12 protein-coding genes are annotated in these 16,394 nt (G+C 67.8%); 7 read left to right on the top strand and 5 right to left on the bottom strand.

All coding sequences use genetic code 11. From position 1 onward, the window contains the following. Positions 1-95: 95 nt before the first annotated feature. Positions 96-1,712 (bottom strand): N-acetylmuramoyl-L-alanine amidase, encoded by a 1,617-nt coding sequence (locus ACKN61_RS00510; protein WP_408951821.1) that lies wholly within the window; start codon positions 1,710-1,712, stop codon positions 96-98. A 450-nt stretch (positions 1,713-2,162) separates the two neighbouring features. Here ACKN61_RS00510 and ACKN61_RS00505 point away from each other — a divergent pair, with 450 nt between their 5' ends. The 4 genes from ACKN61_RS00505 to ACKN61_RS00490 all read left to right on the top strand — a co-directional run bounded on the left by ACKN61_RS00505 (position 2,163) and on the right by ACKN61_RS00490 (position 6,899). Next, positions 2,163-4,574: a DEAD/DEAH box helicase gene (locus tag ACKN61_RS00505; RefSeq protein WP_408953733.1), complete on the top strand. Its 2,412-nt coding sequence runs from the start codon at positions 2,163-2,165 to the stop codon at positions 4,572-4,574. Beyond that, entirely contained in the window at positions 4,571-5,773 is a 1,203-nt protein-coding gene (locus ACKN61_RS00500) for a ribonuclease H-like domain-containing protein (protein ID WP_408951820.1), read from the top strand. The genes ACKN61_RS00505 and ACKN61_RS00500 overlap by 4 nt, the downstream gene beginning before the upstream one ends. Before the next feature lie 279 nt (positions 5,774-6,052). Continuing rightward, complete coding sequence (locus tag ACKN61_RS00495; protein WP_223619194.1) at positions 6,053-6,373, top strand: I78 family peptidase inhibitor; 321 nt, start codon at positions 6,053-6,055, stop codon at positions 6,371-6,373. A gap of 118 nt (positions 6,374-6,491) precedes the next feature. Then, entirely contained in the window at positions 6,492-6,899 is a 408-nt protein-coding gene (locus ACKN61_RS00490; protein WP_408951819.1) for an I78 family peptidase inhibitor, read from the top strand. Positions 6,900-6,993: 94 nt separating this feature from the next. Here the strand turns inward: ACKN61_RS00490 and ACKN61_RS00485 are convergent, their stop codons facing one another. Further along, a complete protein-coding gene (locus ACKN61_RS00485) occupies positions 6,994-7,194 on the bottom strand; it encodes a KTSC domain-containing protein (protein ID WP_223619192.1) in 201 nt (66 codons plus the stop codon). 245 nt (positions 7,195-7,439) lie between these two features. Between ACKN61_RS00485 and ACKN61_RS00480 the strand changes: the two genes are divergently transcribed. Both ACKN61_RS00480 and ACKN61_RS00475 read left to right on the top strand, forming a co-directional pair. Then, positions 7,440-7,919, top strand: coding sequence for a ribonuclease domain-containing protein (locus ACKN61_RS00480; RefSeq protein WP_408951818.1), 480 nt, complete (start codon positions 7,440-7,442; stop codon positions 7,917-7,919). Further along, on the top strand, positions 7,916-8,356 hold the full coding sequence (locus ACKN61_RS00475) for a barstar family protein (RefSeq protein WP_408951817.1): 441 nt from the start codon (positions 7,916-7,918) through the stop codon (positions 8,354-8,356). Before ACKN61_RS00480 ends, ACKN61_RS00475 begins: the two co-directional genes overlap by 4 nt. Positions 8,357-8,662: 306 nt before the next feature. Here the strand turns inward: ACKN61_RS00475 and ACKN61_RS00470 are convergent, their stop codons facing one another. The 3 genes from ACKN61_RS00470 to ACKN61_RS00460 form a co-directional block, all read right to left on the bottom strand. Beyond that, positions 8,663-9,727 (bottom strand): DNA topoisomerase IB, encoded by a 1,065-nt coding sequence (locus tag ACKN61_RS00470; RefSeq protein WP_408951816.1) that lies wholly within the window; start codon positions 9,725-9,727, stop codon positions 8,663-8,665. 65 nt (positions 9,728-9,792) lie between these two features. Next, complete coding sequence (locus ACKN61_RS00465; RefSeq protein ID WP_408951815.1) at positions 9,793-10,029, bottom strand: hypothetical protein; 237 nt, start codon at positions 10,027-10,029, stop codon at positions 9,793-9,795. A 69-nt stretch (positions 10,030-10,098) separates the two neighbouring features. Then, positions 10,099-11,364, bottom strand: a complete 1,266-nt coding sequence (locus ACKN61_RS00460) for a TCR/Tet family MFS transporter (protein WP_408951814.1) — start codon at positions 11,362-11,364, stop codon at positions 10,099-10,101. Positions 11,365-11,877: 513 nt separating this feature from the next. Here ACKN61_RS00460 and gltB point away from each other — a divergent pair. After that, positions 11,878-16,347, top strand: a complete 4,470-nt coding sequence (gltB, locus tag ACKN61_RS00455; protein ID WP_408951813.1) for a glutamate synthase large subunit — start codon at positions 11,878-11,880, stop codon at positions 16,345-16,347. The last annotated feature ends 47 nt before the right edge of the window (positions 16,348-16,394 follow it).

Genomic DNA, 16,394 nt, shown 5'->3' with positions numbered 1-16,394 from the left:
GCGGCGCCACCTCAGTCAAACGAATGGAACCCCGAGCGGCCCATACGAGGAGCGCCTTAGCCGACAACGCTCGCCCGGCAGAGCACAAGGCTGATCTACGTCGCCGGCCATTTGCAGGTATAGGTGTTGCGAACCGGCTGTGTACGCACGCCGTCCGCGTCGACCAGCGTGGTATCGACGGTGAAGGAAGCATCGGCCACCTGGTTCGGACTCGTGCAGAGAATCTGGTATTGCAACTGCGTCTGCGACAGCATGGTCGTCGACTTCACCATGTTGCTGCAGTTCCAGGTCGCCGGACAGCTCACGACTTTCGTTTCGGCCTTGACCGGAAGCTGCGGGTAGCCCTGGAAATTGACCGTTACCGGGAACGCGGTATTGATGTTGCCGGTAGCGGCCGGGATCGAGGCGATCGCCTGTGTCGTGCACGGCTTGCCTTGGCGCCACATGCGATAGCCTTTTTCCACACCCCTCATGGCACCCTTCTGGAAATTCGTATCCTGAAGGGCCGCTGCATCGGTCGCATTGGTGTGGAAGGCGGTTTCGACGATGATCGCCGGCATATGCGCCAGTTCGTTCTCGCCTTTATTGGTGAATCCGGTCGGAGCGGCCGCGACGGGAAAGCTGGCATAGCCGGGGACCGCATGAATCTGTTCCGCCATGTAGCACAGGACACTGCTGCCGAGCGCTCGACTGATCTCGCGACCGGTATGGTAGGCGACGATCGTTCCGCGTGCGGTTCCGCTGCCGTCGTCGGCATTCGTGTGGATGTTCAGTAACGCGGTCGCATTGATATGGTTGGCAAATTTGGGGCGGGCATTGATGTCTTGATCGTACTGACGATCGTCGCCTTGATTGCCAGAAGTGCTCCATATGCTGGGGTTATCCGGAAACTGGGTCTCCAGGTAAGTACGCGCCGACATCTTCCACCACGGGTGGCCGGAAGGAGCATGCGTGGTGCTGAGGTGGCTGCGCGGGATACCCAGGTTGGCCGCCGAACGCGCGCCCAAATAGCCCTCGAGATGCTGCGCCAAATACTGCGTGATGAAGTCCTCGTAGACCCCGTGGGGAGCCGTCGGGCGCTGCAGCTCCCAAGTATTGTTTTTATAGTGGAGGTAATACCCATGCGCCGCGGACACGACCACCAGGTCGGCCGGCTCTACCGCCGTGGCCTTGGGCTGTCTCGGCGCGATTTCGTCTTGCGGAAAATACTTGTAGATACTCTTTCCGTCGAACAGGAATCTGACCTCATCGATGGCGATCGTTCCGCTCAGAATCGACATCGCGGCCATCGCCAGCTCGTGCTGCTGGTCTTCGAAGCGTCCGCCGTTGTACTTCGGCACATAGGCCCTGCTCAGATCGATGACGAGAGCCTTGCTGGTCATGTCGAGGCTCGCTTTGACGCGAACGATCTTGCCCTGGCCCTCCAGACGTTTCTGTCGATCGACGATGCGCTGCAGTTCGTCGGTCAGCATCGCCTCTATCTTTTGTCGATCCTTGCTTGCAAAAATCGCCGCCGCCTTGCCGCTGCCCAGCGGCGCTACGACCTGGCCACCCGGCTTCGCTTGGGCCGCCGCAAGCGGGCTCTGCACGGCCAGCGTCGCCGCCACGATGCAAGCCGATGCCATGACGCTCAACAACGGCTGGCGACCTGCATTCGAACGCCCCTGCGAACGACGCGTACCGGTCGGATATCCCTTATTTTCATCGGTCACGATCTAATCTCCATTTAATTGGTGCTGAGTCGACGGCCGTAACGATCGCCTTGCGAACGCATGCGATGCGAGATGTCGGCCATGTCCGTGCGCTCTTCCATGCGGCACTCGATCTTGATTCGGGATGTCGGCTGCCTATGCCGATCCCGATTGAGTCGTCGCAAGTGCCTTGTTCGTCTTTTAGGTGTAAGTACAGCTGTCGCAACATCGTCGACGACGTTGTGGCCGAGCCATAACACCGATTCGAGCTTGCTTAGTGAAGCGCCATGGGACGAACGGCACGAGCAGGTGCCTGATCGTCAGTCCGGGTCTGCACGCCGTCTCACGGACTGAGATTGTCGTCGCGTACAACGAGACTCCGCCCCTGCAGCCGTCGCCCGCCTCGATATGTCCGCCTTGATCGATCCCTCCCAGCGCGACCTCGTCCCGGCCGCGGCCGCGCAGCGCGCCCTGGCCCGCGCCGACGAAGCCGTCGACGCCCGCCACGGCGGCGCGCTCGCCGAGCGCCTGCAGCACCGCTACCGCGACCGCATCACCGGCCGCTTCACCCTGCCCGGCCGCGAGGGCCGCTACGCGCCGCTGCCGGAAGCCTTGCCGGAACCGCTCAAGGCGGCGCTGCGCGCGCGCGGCATCGAGCGCCTCTACAGCCACCAGGCCGAAGCCTGGGACGCCGCCCAGGCCGGCGAAGACGTCGCCGTGGTCACCCCGACTGCGTCCGGCAAGTCGCTGTGCTACACCCTGCCGGTGCTGGCCGCGGCGATGACCCAGGGCGCCAAGGCGCTGTACCTGTTCCCGACCAAGGCGCTGGCGCAGGACCAGGTCGCCGAGCTGCTGGAGCTCAACCGCGCCGGCGACCTCGGGGTCAAGGCCTTCACTTTCGACGGCGACACCCCCGGCGATGCGCGCCAGGCGATCCGCCTGCACGGCGACATCGTCGTGTCCAACCCGGACATGCTGCACCAGGCGATCCTGCCGCATCACACCAAGTGGGCGCAGTTCTTCGAGAACCTGCGCTACATCGTCATCGACGAAATCCACACCTATCGCGGCGTGTTCGGCAGCCACGTCGCCGACGTGCTGCGCCGGCTCAAGCGCATCTGCGCGTTCTACGGCGTCGCGCCGCAGTTCATCCTGTGCTCGGCCACGATCGGCAACCCGCAGGCGCATGCGCAGGCCCTGATCGAGCGCCCGGTGCGCGCGATCCTCGAATCCGGCGCACCGACCGGCGACAAGCACGTGCTGCTGTGGAACCCGCCGGTGGTCAATGCCGACCTCGGCCTGCGCGCCTCGGCGCGTTCGCAGAGCAACCGCATCGCCCGCATCGCGATCAAGGCCGGGCTCAAGACCCTGGTGTTCGCCCAGACCCGGCTGATGGTCGAGGTGCTGACCAAGTACCTCAAGGACGTGTTCGACCACGACCCGCGCAAGCCCGCGCGCATCCGCGCCTATCGCGGCGGCTATCTGCCGACCGAGCGGCGCGAGGCCGAACGGGCGATGCGCGACGGCCGTATCGACGGCATCGTCTCGACCTCGGCGCTGGAGCTGGGCGTCGACATCGGCAGCCTCGACGTGGTCGTGCTCAACGGCTACCCCGGCTCGGTCGCGGCCACCTGGCAGCGCTTCGGCCGCGCCGGGCGCCGCCAGCAGCCTTCGCTCGGCGTGCTGGTGGCCAACTCGCAGCCGCTCGATCAATACGTGGTCCGCCACCCGGACTTCTTCGCCGACGCCCCGCCCGAGCACGCGCGCATCGCCCCGGATCAACCGCTGATCCTGTTCGACCACATCCGCTGCGCCGCCTTCGAACTGCCGTTCCAGCACGGCGAGGCGTTCGGCCCGATCGATCCGGAGGTGTACCTGCAGGCGCTGGCCGAGACCGGCGTGGTCCATCGCGAAGGCGAGCGCTGGGAGTGGATCGCCGACAGCTATCCGGCCAATGCGGTCAGCCTGCGCTCGGTCGCCGACGGCAACTTCGTCGTGGTCGACCGCAGCGACGGCCGCCAGGCGATCATCGCCGAGGTCGACTACTCGGCCGCCGCGCTGACCTTGTACGAAGGCGCGATCCACATGATCCAGTCGCTGCCCTACCAGGTCGAACGCCTCGACTGGGAAGGCCGCAAGGCCTATGTCACCCGCACCCAGGTCGACTACTACACCGACTCGATCGACTACACCAAGCTCAAGGTGCTGGACCGTTTCGACGGCGGCGAGGCCGGGCGCGGCGACAGCCACCACGGCGAAGTGCACGTGGTGCGCCGCGTCGCCGGCTATAAAAAGATCCGCTACTACACCCACGAGAACATCGGCTACGGCCCGGTCAACCTGCCCGACCAGGAACTGCACACCACCGCGGTGTGGTGGCAACTGCCGCAGGGCGTGCTGCTGTCGCGGTTCGATTCGAAACAAGATGCGTTGGACGGCTTTCTCGGCGCCGCGCATGCGCTGCACGTGGTCGCCACCGTCGCGGTGATGGCCGACGCGCGCGATCTGCAGAAGTCGGTCGGCAACGGCGACGGTGCCTGGTTCGCGACCCAGGACGCCGGCGGGCGCGGGCAGTTGCGCGGCGTCGGCCACGAACTGGTGCCGGGCACGGCGATGGCCTCGCTCGACGTGCAGCAGTTCGTGCCGACGGTGTACTTGTACGACAACTTCCCGGGCGGCGTCGGGCTCAGCGAACCTTTGTGGTTGCGCCAGGCCGAACTGGTGACGCGCGCGCGCGAGCTGATCGAACGCTGCGATTGCCGCGCCGGCTGCCCGGCCTGCGTCGGCCCGATCCTGGCCGTCGACGAAACCCGCAGCGAGAACACGCCGAAATCGCTGGCGCGGCAAGTGCTGCGCTTGCTCGGCGAAGGCGAGGACGCGTGAGCATCGATATCGCCAAGCTGCGCATGTTGCAGCGGCAGGCCGGGCGCGCGGTCGCGGATGCGGGAACACCGAGTGACAAGGCAAATCTCCCCCAGCCCCTCTTTTTCAAAGAGGGGAGCCAACCGCTTTCGCGGGAAGAGAGCGCGACGATCGCCAGGACTTCGAGCATCGCGGGCTTGGCCCGTGACGATGACGATGTTCGTTCCGTGCTTCCTGCCAGCGTTCCGACCCGGGCATCCAAGGCACCGGACGTCATCCCCTCTCCCCACACCAACGCCAGCACTCCCCTCTTTGAAAAAGAGGGACCGGGGGAGATTTGCTCTTCGCTCCCCGACGCCCGCACTCCCCTGTTCGGAGAAGGCGGGCTCCCCGAGATCCGCTCTGCGCGCCCCGACCTCGACGCCCTGCGGCGGTTGATCGCGCAACGCGAGCGCAAGCCAGGGACTTCGCCGCTGCCGCAACCGACCGCATTCGCTGCGCGGCCCACACAGGCGCCGGGCCCCATCGACCGCTCGGTGCCCGGCCAGGAGATCGCCCCCGGCCTTTACTTCAGCGAAGTCCACCTCAGCCTGCCGGCGCCGCAGGTTTCGCTGTCGCTGGCCTTCGCCAAACGTCCCGACGACGCGCTCGACCCGCGCCGGCTGATGTTCTTCGACACCGAGACCACCGGCCTGGCCGGCGGCACCGGCACCCGCGCTTTCATGATCGGCGCGGCCGACTGGCATCGCCACGCCGTGCACGGCGACGGCCTGCGTATCCGCCAGCTGACCATCGCCACCCTCGCCGCCGAGCCGGCGATGCTGCGCGCGTTCGCGCAGTGGCTGACACCGGACACGGTGTTGTCGAGCTACAACGGCCGCTGTTACGACGCGCCGCTGCTCAATACGCGCTACCGCCTCGCCCGCATCGCCAATCCGCTGGCCGGGCTCGACCATGTCGACCTGCTGTTCCCGACCCGGCGCCTGTATCGCGGCGTCTGGGAGAACTGCAAGTTGGCGACCATCGAACGCGAGCTGTTGCGGATCGTGCGCGAGGACGATCTGCCCGGCTCGCAGGCGCCGGCCGCGTGGCTGCATTACCTGCGCGGCGGCAGTTCGGCCTTGTTGCGCCGCGTCGCCGCGCATAACCATCAGGACGTGGTGACCTTGGCGCAGTTGATGCTGAAGCTGGTCGAGGCGCAGGCGGCCTTGCCGGTCTGAGCGATGACCGGCGCCGCATCGGACGGGTCCTGCGAGACATCGCCGTCGCACGCCCGTCGGTGGCGCAGCGGTAGCCACGATCGCGATCGCGGCTTGCGACCGAAGCCAATCCGCTTTGAGTGCAACCCCTGTCCAAAACCTGCTGTCGCGGCCGCACATAGCGCCCGATTGAGTCATCTGGGTCGCGAACACCCCGGCTACACTGCGCAACCCGCGGCCTTCATACGCCGCACACGTCGCCGGTCGCACTCTGCCCGCGACCACGTCCGGAGCCTCGCCATGTCCCTGTTCGCCACCGACCGCCTCATCGGATTCCGTCCGCTCGTTGCCGGCGCCGTCCTCAGCCTCGCCCTGGCCGCCTGCGCCACGCCGATCCCGCCGACCGACATCGGCCCGGCCGCCTGCAACGCCGAAGCCGCACGCTGGGCCATCGGCCGCGCCCCGGATGCCGACGTGGTCGAACGCGCCCGCGTCGAAACCCGCAGCCGCACCGTGCGTGTGCTGACACCCGGCATGGCGGCAACCATGGATTTCCAGCAAGACCGCCTCAACATCGACGTCAACGAACGCGGCGCCATCACCGGCCTGCGCTGCGGTTGAAGGCTGTGCGCACGGTCGCGGATCGCAGGATCCGCGGCCGGCGTTAACCCTGGGCACAGCTGTGCCGGGGCAGGCTCGGGCCAACGCGCCGCGCGCGCATCCAGCGAAGGACGTCGCCATGTCGAACCGGACCGCTCTCTCCCAGCCCCTGCACCGCCTGCTGTCCGGCGCGCTGCTCGCCGTGTCGCTGCCGCTGGCGATGGCCGCCTGCGCCGGCCCCCGCCCCGCCGATGAAATGCCGAGCGCCGCGGTCGAGCCGGCCGACGCTCAGGACGCCAGCAGCATCGCCCCCGGCGAACCCTCGCCGATGCCGTCGCGCCGCACCTGCAACGCCGAAACGGCGAAGGCCACGCTGGTCGGCAAGACCGCCGATGCGGCCACCGTGGAGCAGGCGAAAGTCAGCGCCGGCGGCCACACCGTCCGTGTGCTCAAGCCCGGCCAGATGATCACCAAGGAGTACCTGGACGGCCGCGTCAACGTGCATGTCGACGAGAAGAACGTCATCGTCGACGTCGGCTGCGGTTGATCGCAGGGCGGTTCAGCGCAGAAGCGGCGCTTATCCCTAGCGCTATCGCGTGCCGGCGAATCGAGCTTCGCCGGCACGCGAGCGATCACCCCACTCAGCTGGAGTAGTGGTCGCGGATGTGGGCGTGGTAGTACCCGCCTTTCGAGGTGGCCGCGATCAGGCCCAGGTTCACGCTCTCGGGCACGCCGTGAAAATCGTAGTCCTGGCCCTCGACGAAGCGGATCCTCAGCAGCCCGGTCGCATGGTCGTAGCCGATCGCCTCGATGGCCGAGGAAGAAACACGGATCATCTCCATTGCATGCATCTCCTTGCGGGTGTGTGGTGGATCGCCCGGTGCCGCGGAAGGCGACGAATCGAGCGCGCCGTTCGAACCCCTCTATGAGACCACGACCCCGTCGCAGGGCCCGCGACGGGGCGCAGCGCGAGGGATAATTCAGCGACCAAGCGGTCGCCAGGACCGGCGGCGGCGCGGGTCGAAAGCTGCAAGCGCAGCTACGTCTCATGGCCTAAACTGCCGGTGTTATCCGCCAGGAGTCTCCGATGCGCCGTAATCTCTGGCTGATCGCCGCCGTGGTCTTGATCGGCCTGTGGGTCTGGAGCCAGCGCGGCATGCAGGCACCGCAACCTGCCGTTCCCGCGCACGCACCGGTGACGCAGTCGCAACCGGCCATGCGCGATGACACCGGCCGCGATACCGTCGGACGCGGCCACGACGAAACCCCGCCGATCGCCTCGATCGCACTGCCGCCGGAAGCGAACGACACCTTGCGCCGCATCGCCGCGGGCGGCCCGTTCGCGCATCGCCAGGACGGCGGCGTGTTCCAGAACCGCGAGCAACGCCTACCGCGGCAACCGCGCGGCTATTACCGCGAGTATACGGTCGAAACGCCGCGTTCCGACGACCGCGGCGCACGCCGCATCGTCACCGGCGGCGATCCGCCGTCGGAGTACTACTACACCGGCGATCACTACCGCAGCTTCACCCGCTTCGACGTGCGCGCCGACGGAGGCGCACGATGAGCGGCTCGATCGATCCGCGCGAGTTGCTCGCCGATCCGGCCCAGGCCGGCGCTTACTTCATCGACGCACGCGACGCGCGCGCGCTGGCCGATGCCGCGGCCGAGCTCGAGTTCGCGGTCGCCCGCGTCGATTTCGCCGGCTGCGCCGACAAGGACGATGCGCTGACCCGCATTGCCGCGGGCCTGCGTTTCCCGGCCTGGTTCGGCCACAACTGGGACGCGCTCAACGACTGCGTCAACGACTTGTCGTGGTGGCCGGCGCCGGGCTATCTGCTGTTGATCGAACACGCCGGCCCCTGGCAGGCCGAACACGGCGAGGACGCCGCGACCCTGGTCGAGATCCTCAACGACGCCGCCCAGGACTGGGCGAAGTCGCGCATCGCGTTCTGGGCGCTGCTGCCGCTGCCGCAGGCCGAGCTCGAACAGATGGCACCGTGAGCGAATCCTGATGCCGCCGGCTTCCGGCGACATCACTGCTTTGGAGTAGGAGCGGCGCAAGCCGCGACCACGCCGTCGCCCGTACGAACGTCGCTGGCCGCAGGTCCGCGGTCGCGGCTTGCGCCGCTCCTACCCCTTGGTTGCGTCGCGATCTGCGTGTTGCGTGACCTGCCTCCTGTAGGAGCGGCGCGAGCCGCGACCACGCCGTCGCTCGTACGAACGTTGCCGGCCGCAGGTCCGCGGTCGCGGCTCGTGACCAAAGGAAATCCCTGTGGGACGCCGCTCCTACCCTTTAGGGCCGCGATATCAGCCGCGCCGCGCCTGCTTCAGGAATCGCAACGCCGCGCGCTCCCACTGCAGTTCGCCGCGGGCGCCTTCGGCATAACGCGCCAGCCGGCCTTCGCGCCAACCCACGAACACGGCCGGGTCGATGTAGGCCTTGCGACAGACCGACGGGGTGTTGCGCAAGGCCTGTGCGACCTCGCCGATGACCGCATTCTGCGCCGAGGCCAGGGCGCGTTCGCTCGGCTCGCCGCCGCGCGCGGGTTCCGGCAAGGGCAGTTCGGCCAGACGCCGGAACGCGCCCAGGGTGCCGCCCCAGGTGCGGAAGTCCTTGGCGCTGAAGTCGTTGCCCATGGCGCGTTGCAGATAGTCGTTGACCGCGCCGGAATCGATCGGCTGCAAACGGCCGTCGTCATCACGGTATTGGAACAGGGCCTGCCCCGGCAGTTGCTGGCAACGCCGCACCAGCCGGGTCAATTTGGCGTTGTCGAGTTCGACCTCCTGCGCCTGCCCGCTCTTGCCGCGAAAGCGGAAACGCGCGCGGCCGTCGCGCAAGAATTCGACGTGACGGTTGCGCAAGGTGGTCAGGCCGAACGAGCGGTTGCTGCGCGCGTACTCGGAGTTGCCGATGCGCAGCAGAGTCTCGGCCATCACCGCCACCACGATGGCCAGCACCTTGTCGCGCGGGAAGCCCGCCAGCTTCAGATCGCGGCGCACACAGCGACGCAACGCCGGCAGCGCGCGCCCGAACGCGATCACGCGATCGAACTTGCCTTCGTCGCGGCGCTGCCGCCATTGCGGGTGATACCGGTATTGCTTGCGCCCGCGCGCATCGCGGCCGGTCGCCTGGATGTGGCCGCGCGCGTCGGCGCAGATCCAGACCTCGGTATAGGCCGGCGGCACCGCCAGCGCGCGGATGCGTTCGAGGGTCTTCGCCGCCTGCACCGCGCGGCCGCGCGCATCGCGATAAGCGAAGCCGCGCCCGGCACGCCGGCGCACGATGCCGGGTTCGCCGTCGTTGACGTAACGCAAACCGGCCGCGCGCGCGGCGCGGCGATTGACCGCAGCCGAAGGCGCGCGCTCGCTCATGCCCCAGCAATACGGGGCCGGCCGTCAAGGCCGCGCCAAGAAGCCGCGGCGCGACGGCGCGCGGTTCAGCGCTCGTCGTCCTTTTTCTTGAAGTCGACCTTTTCCGAGGCGCCTTGCGAATCCCACTTCGCTTCGAGCTTGCGCTCGCACCAGGCCGGCGGGGTCTCGCCGGGACGCGTCGGGCCGCTCGCGCATTCGGGGCGCGCATCGACCGCGGCGTTGGTGTCGCGATATTCGACGCCGCTGCAGGCGCCGAGCATGACGGCGGCGGTCAGAACGGCGAGGCCGGTGATTACACGCATGCAAGGCTCCTGTCGGGATGTCGCCGCCGACCTTCGCCGATGCGGCGAGGGCCCGCCAGTGTCATTGGTTCAGGCCACGGCATCGGCTGCGGCCGGGGCCGCGGCCGGCACGCGCGCATAGCGCCAGGCGATCAGCAGGCCGATGCCGAGCAAGGCGGCGGCGATGTACCACGGCGCGCCCGGCAGGTGGATCGGCGCCGACTTGCCGATGAAGTAACCGAAGCTGCTGGCGAAGATCGCCGGCCCGATCACGCCGGCCAGGCTGACCAGGCTCATCAGCGCGCCCTGGATGCGGCCCTGCTCGTGGGCGCCGACCTGACGCGTGACCAAGGCCTGGGTCGCCGGCGCCGCCATCGCCCACAAGGCGCTGATCGGCAGGCCGAGCAGGAAGATCAGGCCGGTGTCGGCGCTGCCGTAGACGATGAAGCCGATCACGCCGCAGGCCAGGCCGAACAGCAGGGTGCGGCGCTCGCCGATCCAGGCGACGACGCGGCCGATCAAGACGACGTTGACGATGATGTTGAACACGCCGACCACCGCCAGCACCCAGCCGACTTTGTCCAGGCCCCACTGGTATTGATAACCGGCGAACAGCACGAAGATGCTCGGGTAAACGTAGTGGGCCATGTTGGCGATGAACACCACTGCGGCCAGGCCGAATACCTGCGGGTAACGCTTGAGCAGCATCAGCGAGCCGAACGGATTGGCGTGAGCCCAGTCGAAGCGCGCGGTGCGCTTCTCCGGCGGCAGCGATTCGGGCAGCACGAACCAGCCGTAGAAGAAGTTCAGCAGGGCCAGGCCGGCGGCGAACCAGAACGGCAGGCGCATGTCGATCGCGCCGAGCTGGCTGCCGATCACCGGGCCGATCACGAAACCGACGCCGAACGCGGCACCGATCATGCCGAAACTCTTGGCGCGCTGTTCCGGCAGGGTGACGTCGGCGACGTAGGCGTTGGCGGTGGTGAAGCTGGCCGCGGTGATGCCCGAGATGATGCGACCGATCAGCAGCAACGGCAGGGTGTTGGCCACCGCCATCAGGATGAAGTCCAGGCCCAGACCCAGGCAGGAGATCAGGATCACCGGGCGCCGGCCGTAGCGATCCGACAGGCTGCCCTGGATCGGCGAGAACACGAACTGGATCAGCGCGAACACGGTGCCGAACAGACCGACCCAATAGGCCGCCTTGGCGGTGTCGCCGCCGACGAAGTCCTCGATCAGGTGCGGCAGCACCGGAATGATCAGGCCGAACGACAGCACGTCGATCAGCACGGTGATGAAGATGAAGACGAGCGCAGCACGACGCGCGCCCGAAGCAGGAGCGATGGGAGGAGTCATGAATGCCAAAGGGGCGGAAGGCTTGCGAGTGGCGCAGTCTAGCGCGCAGGCGAGTGTGCGGCAGGGTCGTTTGTCACCGCGCGATGGTTTCTTACGTTACTAATTGCCCGGCGAATCGAGAATTTTCCCATCGAGATCATTGGCTTACAAAATCTCTTGTGAGCGCGCGCGCTCACAGTTCCGTGCGCGTGTAAGCAGGGCAAATTCCGCGTCCATGGGTGAATTGCCGCATCGCACAATTTGTGCTTTAGTCGAAACACGCTCGGTTTTGACACTGCCGGTGCGGGACGAGTCCCGCGCCAGTGGCGGATGCGCCCTGCGCGTAACAGTGACCTCAAGATCCTCCAGCAACACCGCCAAGCCAACCAATCGATATCGCGAACGTCGCTTCGCGTTGGGGAACCGCCTCCAGGGACCAGTTTTAGAACAACGATGCAAGGACCCGGTCAGACCACAACGTAAAGCGATAGCGAGCTAGCGATCCACGGAACACCCCACCGGTCCGGAGATGCGATGCAAGCCAGGCAACAAAGTCTGTACGACCCCCGCGACGAGCGGGACAGCTGCGGTTTCGGACTGATCGCGCAACTCGACGATCGCCCTAGCCGCGCCTTGGTCGACCGCGCCCTCGAGGCGCTCTCGCGCATGACCCACCGCGGCGGCGTCGCCGCCGACGGGCTCAGCGGCGACGGTTGTGGCTTGCTGATCCGCCATCCCGACGCCTTCCTGCGCCTGATCGCCCGCGAGGCCAACATCCGCCCGGGCCCGCATTTCGCTTCCGGCCTGGTGTTCCTGCCGCGCGACACCGCGCTGGCCGCCCAGGCCCGCGACGTACTCAACGAAACCCTGCGCAGCGAAGGCATGCGCGTGACCGGCTGGCGCGTGGTGCCGGTCGATGTCGCGGCCTGCGGCGAACTCGCCCGCCAGACCATGCCGCGCATCGAGCAGATCTTCGTCGACGCCGCCGCGCCGTTCGACCCGGCCGGGTTCCAGCGCTCGTTGTTCCTGGCGCGCCGCCGCGCCGAACAGCGCCTGCGCCAGACCGATGCCGAGGCCTTCCAGGACTTCTACGTGGTCAGCCTGTCCTCGGCCAGCATCGGCTACAAGGGCATGGTGCTGCCGGACCGGCTGATGCAGCTGTATCCGGATCTGCAACGCCCCGAACTGGCCGCGAGCGCGGTCGTGTTCCACCAGCGTTTCTCCACCAATACCACGCCGCGCTGGCCGCTGGCGCAGCCGTTCCGCCTGCTCGCCCACAACGGCGAGATCAATACCATCGCCGGCAATCGCGCCTGGGCGCAGGCGCGCGCGCACGCCTGGCGCACGCCGGTGCTGGACCTGCGCGAGTTCGACCAGGTGGTCGGCACCGACGGCTCCGATTCGCAGAGCCTCGACAACATGCTCGAGGTGCTGCAGGCCGGCGGCATGGACCTGCTCAAGGCCATGCGCATCCTGATTCCGCCGGCCACCCAGTCGCTGGAATACAAGGACGCCGACCTCGCCGCGTTCTACGAGTACTACGCGCTCAACACCGAACCGTGGGACGGCCCGGCCGGCATCGTCACCTGCGACGGCCGTTACGCCGCCTGCACCCTCGACCGCAACGGCCTGCGCCCGGCGCGCTGGCTGCGTTCGCGCGACCGCCACTTCCTGATCGCCTCGGAAGCCGGCGTGTGGGAACTGCCGGTCGAGGAAATCGAGGCCAAGGGCAAGCTCGGCCCGGGCGAGATGATCGCCGCCGATCTCTACCAGGGCGAATTGCTCGACTCCGAGGCGATCGACCGCATCAACCGCGCGCGCGCGCCGTACAAGCGTTGGCTCAAGCAGGGCATGACCTACCTGCACAGCGAGTTGATCGACCCCAACCTGACCGCCGAACCCTTCGACCACGACACCCTGGCCGGCTTCCAGAAGCTGTTCCAGCTGACCCGCGAAGAACGCGAGCAAGTGCTGCGCCCGCTCGCCGAGATCGAGCAGGAAGCGACCGGCTCGATGGGCGACGACGTGCCGATGGCAGTGCTCTCGCAACAAGTGCGCTCGCTCTACGACCACTTCCGCCAGGCCTTCGCCCAGGTCACCAACCCGCCGATGGACCCGTTGCGCGAGGACTGCGTGATGTCGCTGGCGACCCAGATCGGGCGCGAGGGCAACGTCTTCGTCGACGGCCCCGGCAACGTCGGCCACATCCACCTGAACTCGCCGGTGCTCGCGCAACGCAAGCTGCGCCAGTTGCTGTCGATGGCGCCGTACGACCAGTCGCACCGCTACATCGATTTGAATTACAGCGCCGAGGAAGGCCTGAAGGCGGCGATCCAGCGCCTGTGCCTGGAAGCCGAGGAAGCCACCCGCGACGGCATCGTGCTGCTGATCATCAGCGACCGCCGCCCGCGCCGCGAATGCCTGATGATGCATGCGCTGCTGGCGACCGGCGCGATCCATCAGCACCTGGTGCGGGTGGGCCTGCGCTGCGAAGCCAACCTGATCATCGAGACCGGCACCGCGCGCGATCCGCACCATTTCGCCTGCCTGATCGGCTTCGGCGCGACCGCGGTGTATCCCTACCTGGCTTACCAGACCCTGCACGATCTGGGCGCGCGCGGCATCCTGCGCACCAAGCACGGCGAGGTCGCGCAGATCGGCCGCAGCTACCGCCGCGCGATCAAGAAGGGCCTGCTCAAGATCATCTCGAAGATGGGCATCGCGACCATCGGCAGCTACCGCGGCGCGCAGTTGTTCGAAATCATCGGCCTGGACCGTGAAGTGGTCGAGCTGTGTTTCGCCGGCACGCCCTCGCGCATCAGCGGCGCCGGCTTCGACCTGCTGCAGGAAGACAACCAGACCCTGGCCGACCTCGGCTGGGACGCCAACCGCCTGCCCGAGATCGGCGGCCTGCTGAAGTACACCCCGGGCGGCGAATACCATCTGTTCAATCCCGACGTGGTCACCCGCCTGCAGCGCGCGGTCGGCAGCGGCGACTGGGCCGATTGGCAGCACTACGCCGAAGCGGTCAACGAACGCCCGACCGCGGCCCTGCGCGACTTGCTCGAACTCAACAGCGACACCGCCGCCGCGATCCCGCTGGAGGAGGTCGAGCCGGTCGAAGCCATCGTGCGCCGTTTCGATTCGGCGGCGATGAGCCTGGGCGCGTTGTCGCCGGAAGCGCACGAAGCGCTGGCGATCGCGATGAACCGCCTCGGCGGGCGCTCGAATTCGGGCGAAGGCGGCGAAGACCCGGCACGCTACGGCACCGACAAGGTCTCCAAGATCAAGCAGATCGCCTCGGGCCGGTTCGGCGTGACCCCGGAATACCTGGTCAACGCCGAAGTGCTGCAGATCAAGGTCGCGCAGGGCGCCAAGCCCGGCGAAGGCGGCCAGTTGCCGGGCCACAAAGTCAACGAGCTGATCGCGCGGTTGCGCTATGCGATGCCCGGCATCGGCCTGATCTCGCCGCCGCCGCATCACGACATCTATTCGATCGAAGACTTGGCGCAGCTCATTCACGATTTGCGCCAGGTCAATCCGCAGGCGCTGATCTCGGTCAAGCTGGTCTCGCATGCCGGTGTCGGCACCATCGCCACCGGCGTGGTCAAGGCCGGCGCCGACCTGGTCACCGTATCGGGCCACGACGGCGGCACCGGCGCCAGCCCGCTGTCGTCGATCCGCTACGCCGGCACGCCGTGGGAGCTGGGCCTGGCCGAAGCGCGCCAGGCCCTGGTCGCCAACGACCTGCGCGACCGGGTGATCCTGCAGACCGACGGCGGCCTCAAGAGCGGCCTCGACGTGGTCAAAGCCGCCTTGCTCGGCGCCGAGAGCTTCGGCTTCGGCACCGCGCCGATGATCGCCCTGGGCTGCAAGTACCTGCGCATCTGCCACCTCAACAACTGCGCGACCGGCGTGGCGACCCAGGACGCCGGTCTGCGCCGCGACCACTTCACCGGCCTGCCCGAACGCGTGGAGAACTTCTTCCGCCTGCTCGCCGAGGAAGTGCGGCACTGGCTGGCCTCGCTCGGCGTGCGCACGCTCGGCGAAATCGTCGGCCGCACCGATCTGCTGCGGCAGAGCCAAGGCGACAGTGCGCGCCAGCAACGCCTGGATCTGGCGCCGCTGCTCGCCGGCACCGGCCTCGCCCACGGCGGCCATTGCGGCGCGCCGGCGCCGCCGGACGCGCCCGACGGTCTGTCGGCCCAGCTCGAAAGCGAGCTGGCCGACGCCATCGCGAACAAGTCCGGCGGCGAGTACAGCTACAAGATCCGCAACACCGACCGCAGCATCGGCGCGCGTTTGTCCGGACGCATCGCCCGCCTGCACGGCGACCGCGGCATGAGCGATGCGCCGTTGACCCTGCGTTTCAGCGGCACTGCCGGCCAGAGCTTCGGCGCCTTCCAGGCCGGCGGCTTGCACTTCGAGCTGTCGGGCGAAGCCAACGACTACGTCGGCAAGGGCATGGCCGGCGGCCGCATCGTCCTGCGCCCGCCGAGCGGCGCGCGCTACGTCGCCCACGAGACGCCGATCCTCGGCAACACCTGTCTGTACGGCGCCACGGGCGGCGAGCTGTATGCGGCCGGCCGCGCCGGCGAACGCTTCGGCGTGCGCAACTCCGGCGCGACCGCGGTGGTCGAAGGCGCCGGCGATCACTGCTGCGAGTACATGACCGGCGGCGTGGTCGCGGTGCTCGGCCGCACCGGCCTGAACTTCGGCGCCGGCTTCACCGGCGGCATGGCCTACGTGCTCGACACCGAGCGCGACTTCGTCGACCGCTACAACCACGAGCTGATCGACATCCTGCGCATTTCCGCCGACGGCTTCGAGCATCACCGCTCGCACCTGCACGACCTGCTCGAGACCCACGTCGCCCTGACCGGCAGCGCCTGGGCGCGCCGCATCCTCGACGAGATGCGCGACTACATGGGCAAGTTCTGGCTGGTCAAGCCGAAGGCGGCGAGCCTGGAGTCGCTGGCCGAAACCTTGAGGAGTGCGGCGTGAGTCTTTCCTCGATGCTTACGACGGCAACAGCAAATCCCCCCTTCCCC

The sequence above is a fragment of the Lysobacter sp. Hz25 genome, from assembly GCF_046097045.1.
GTDB lineage: Bacteria > Pseudomonadota > Gammaproteobacteria > Xanthomonadales > Xanthomonadaceae > Lysobacter > Lysobacter antibioticus_B.
This window is presented reverse-complemented; position numbering and strand designations above follow the sequence as displayed.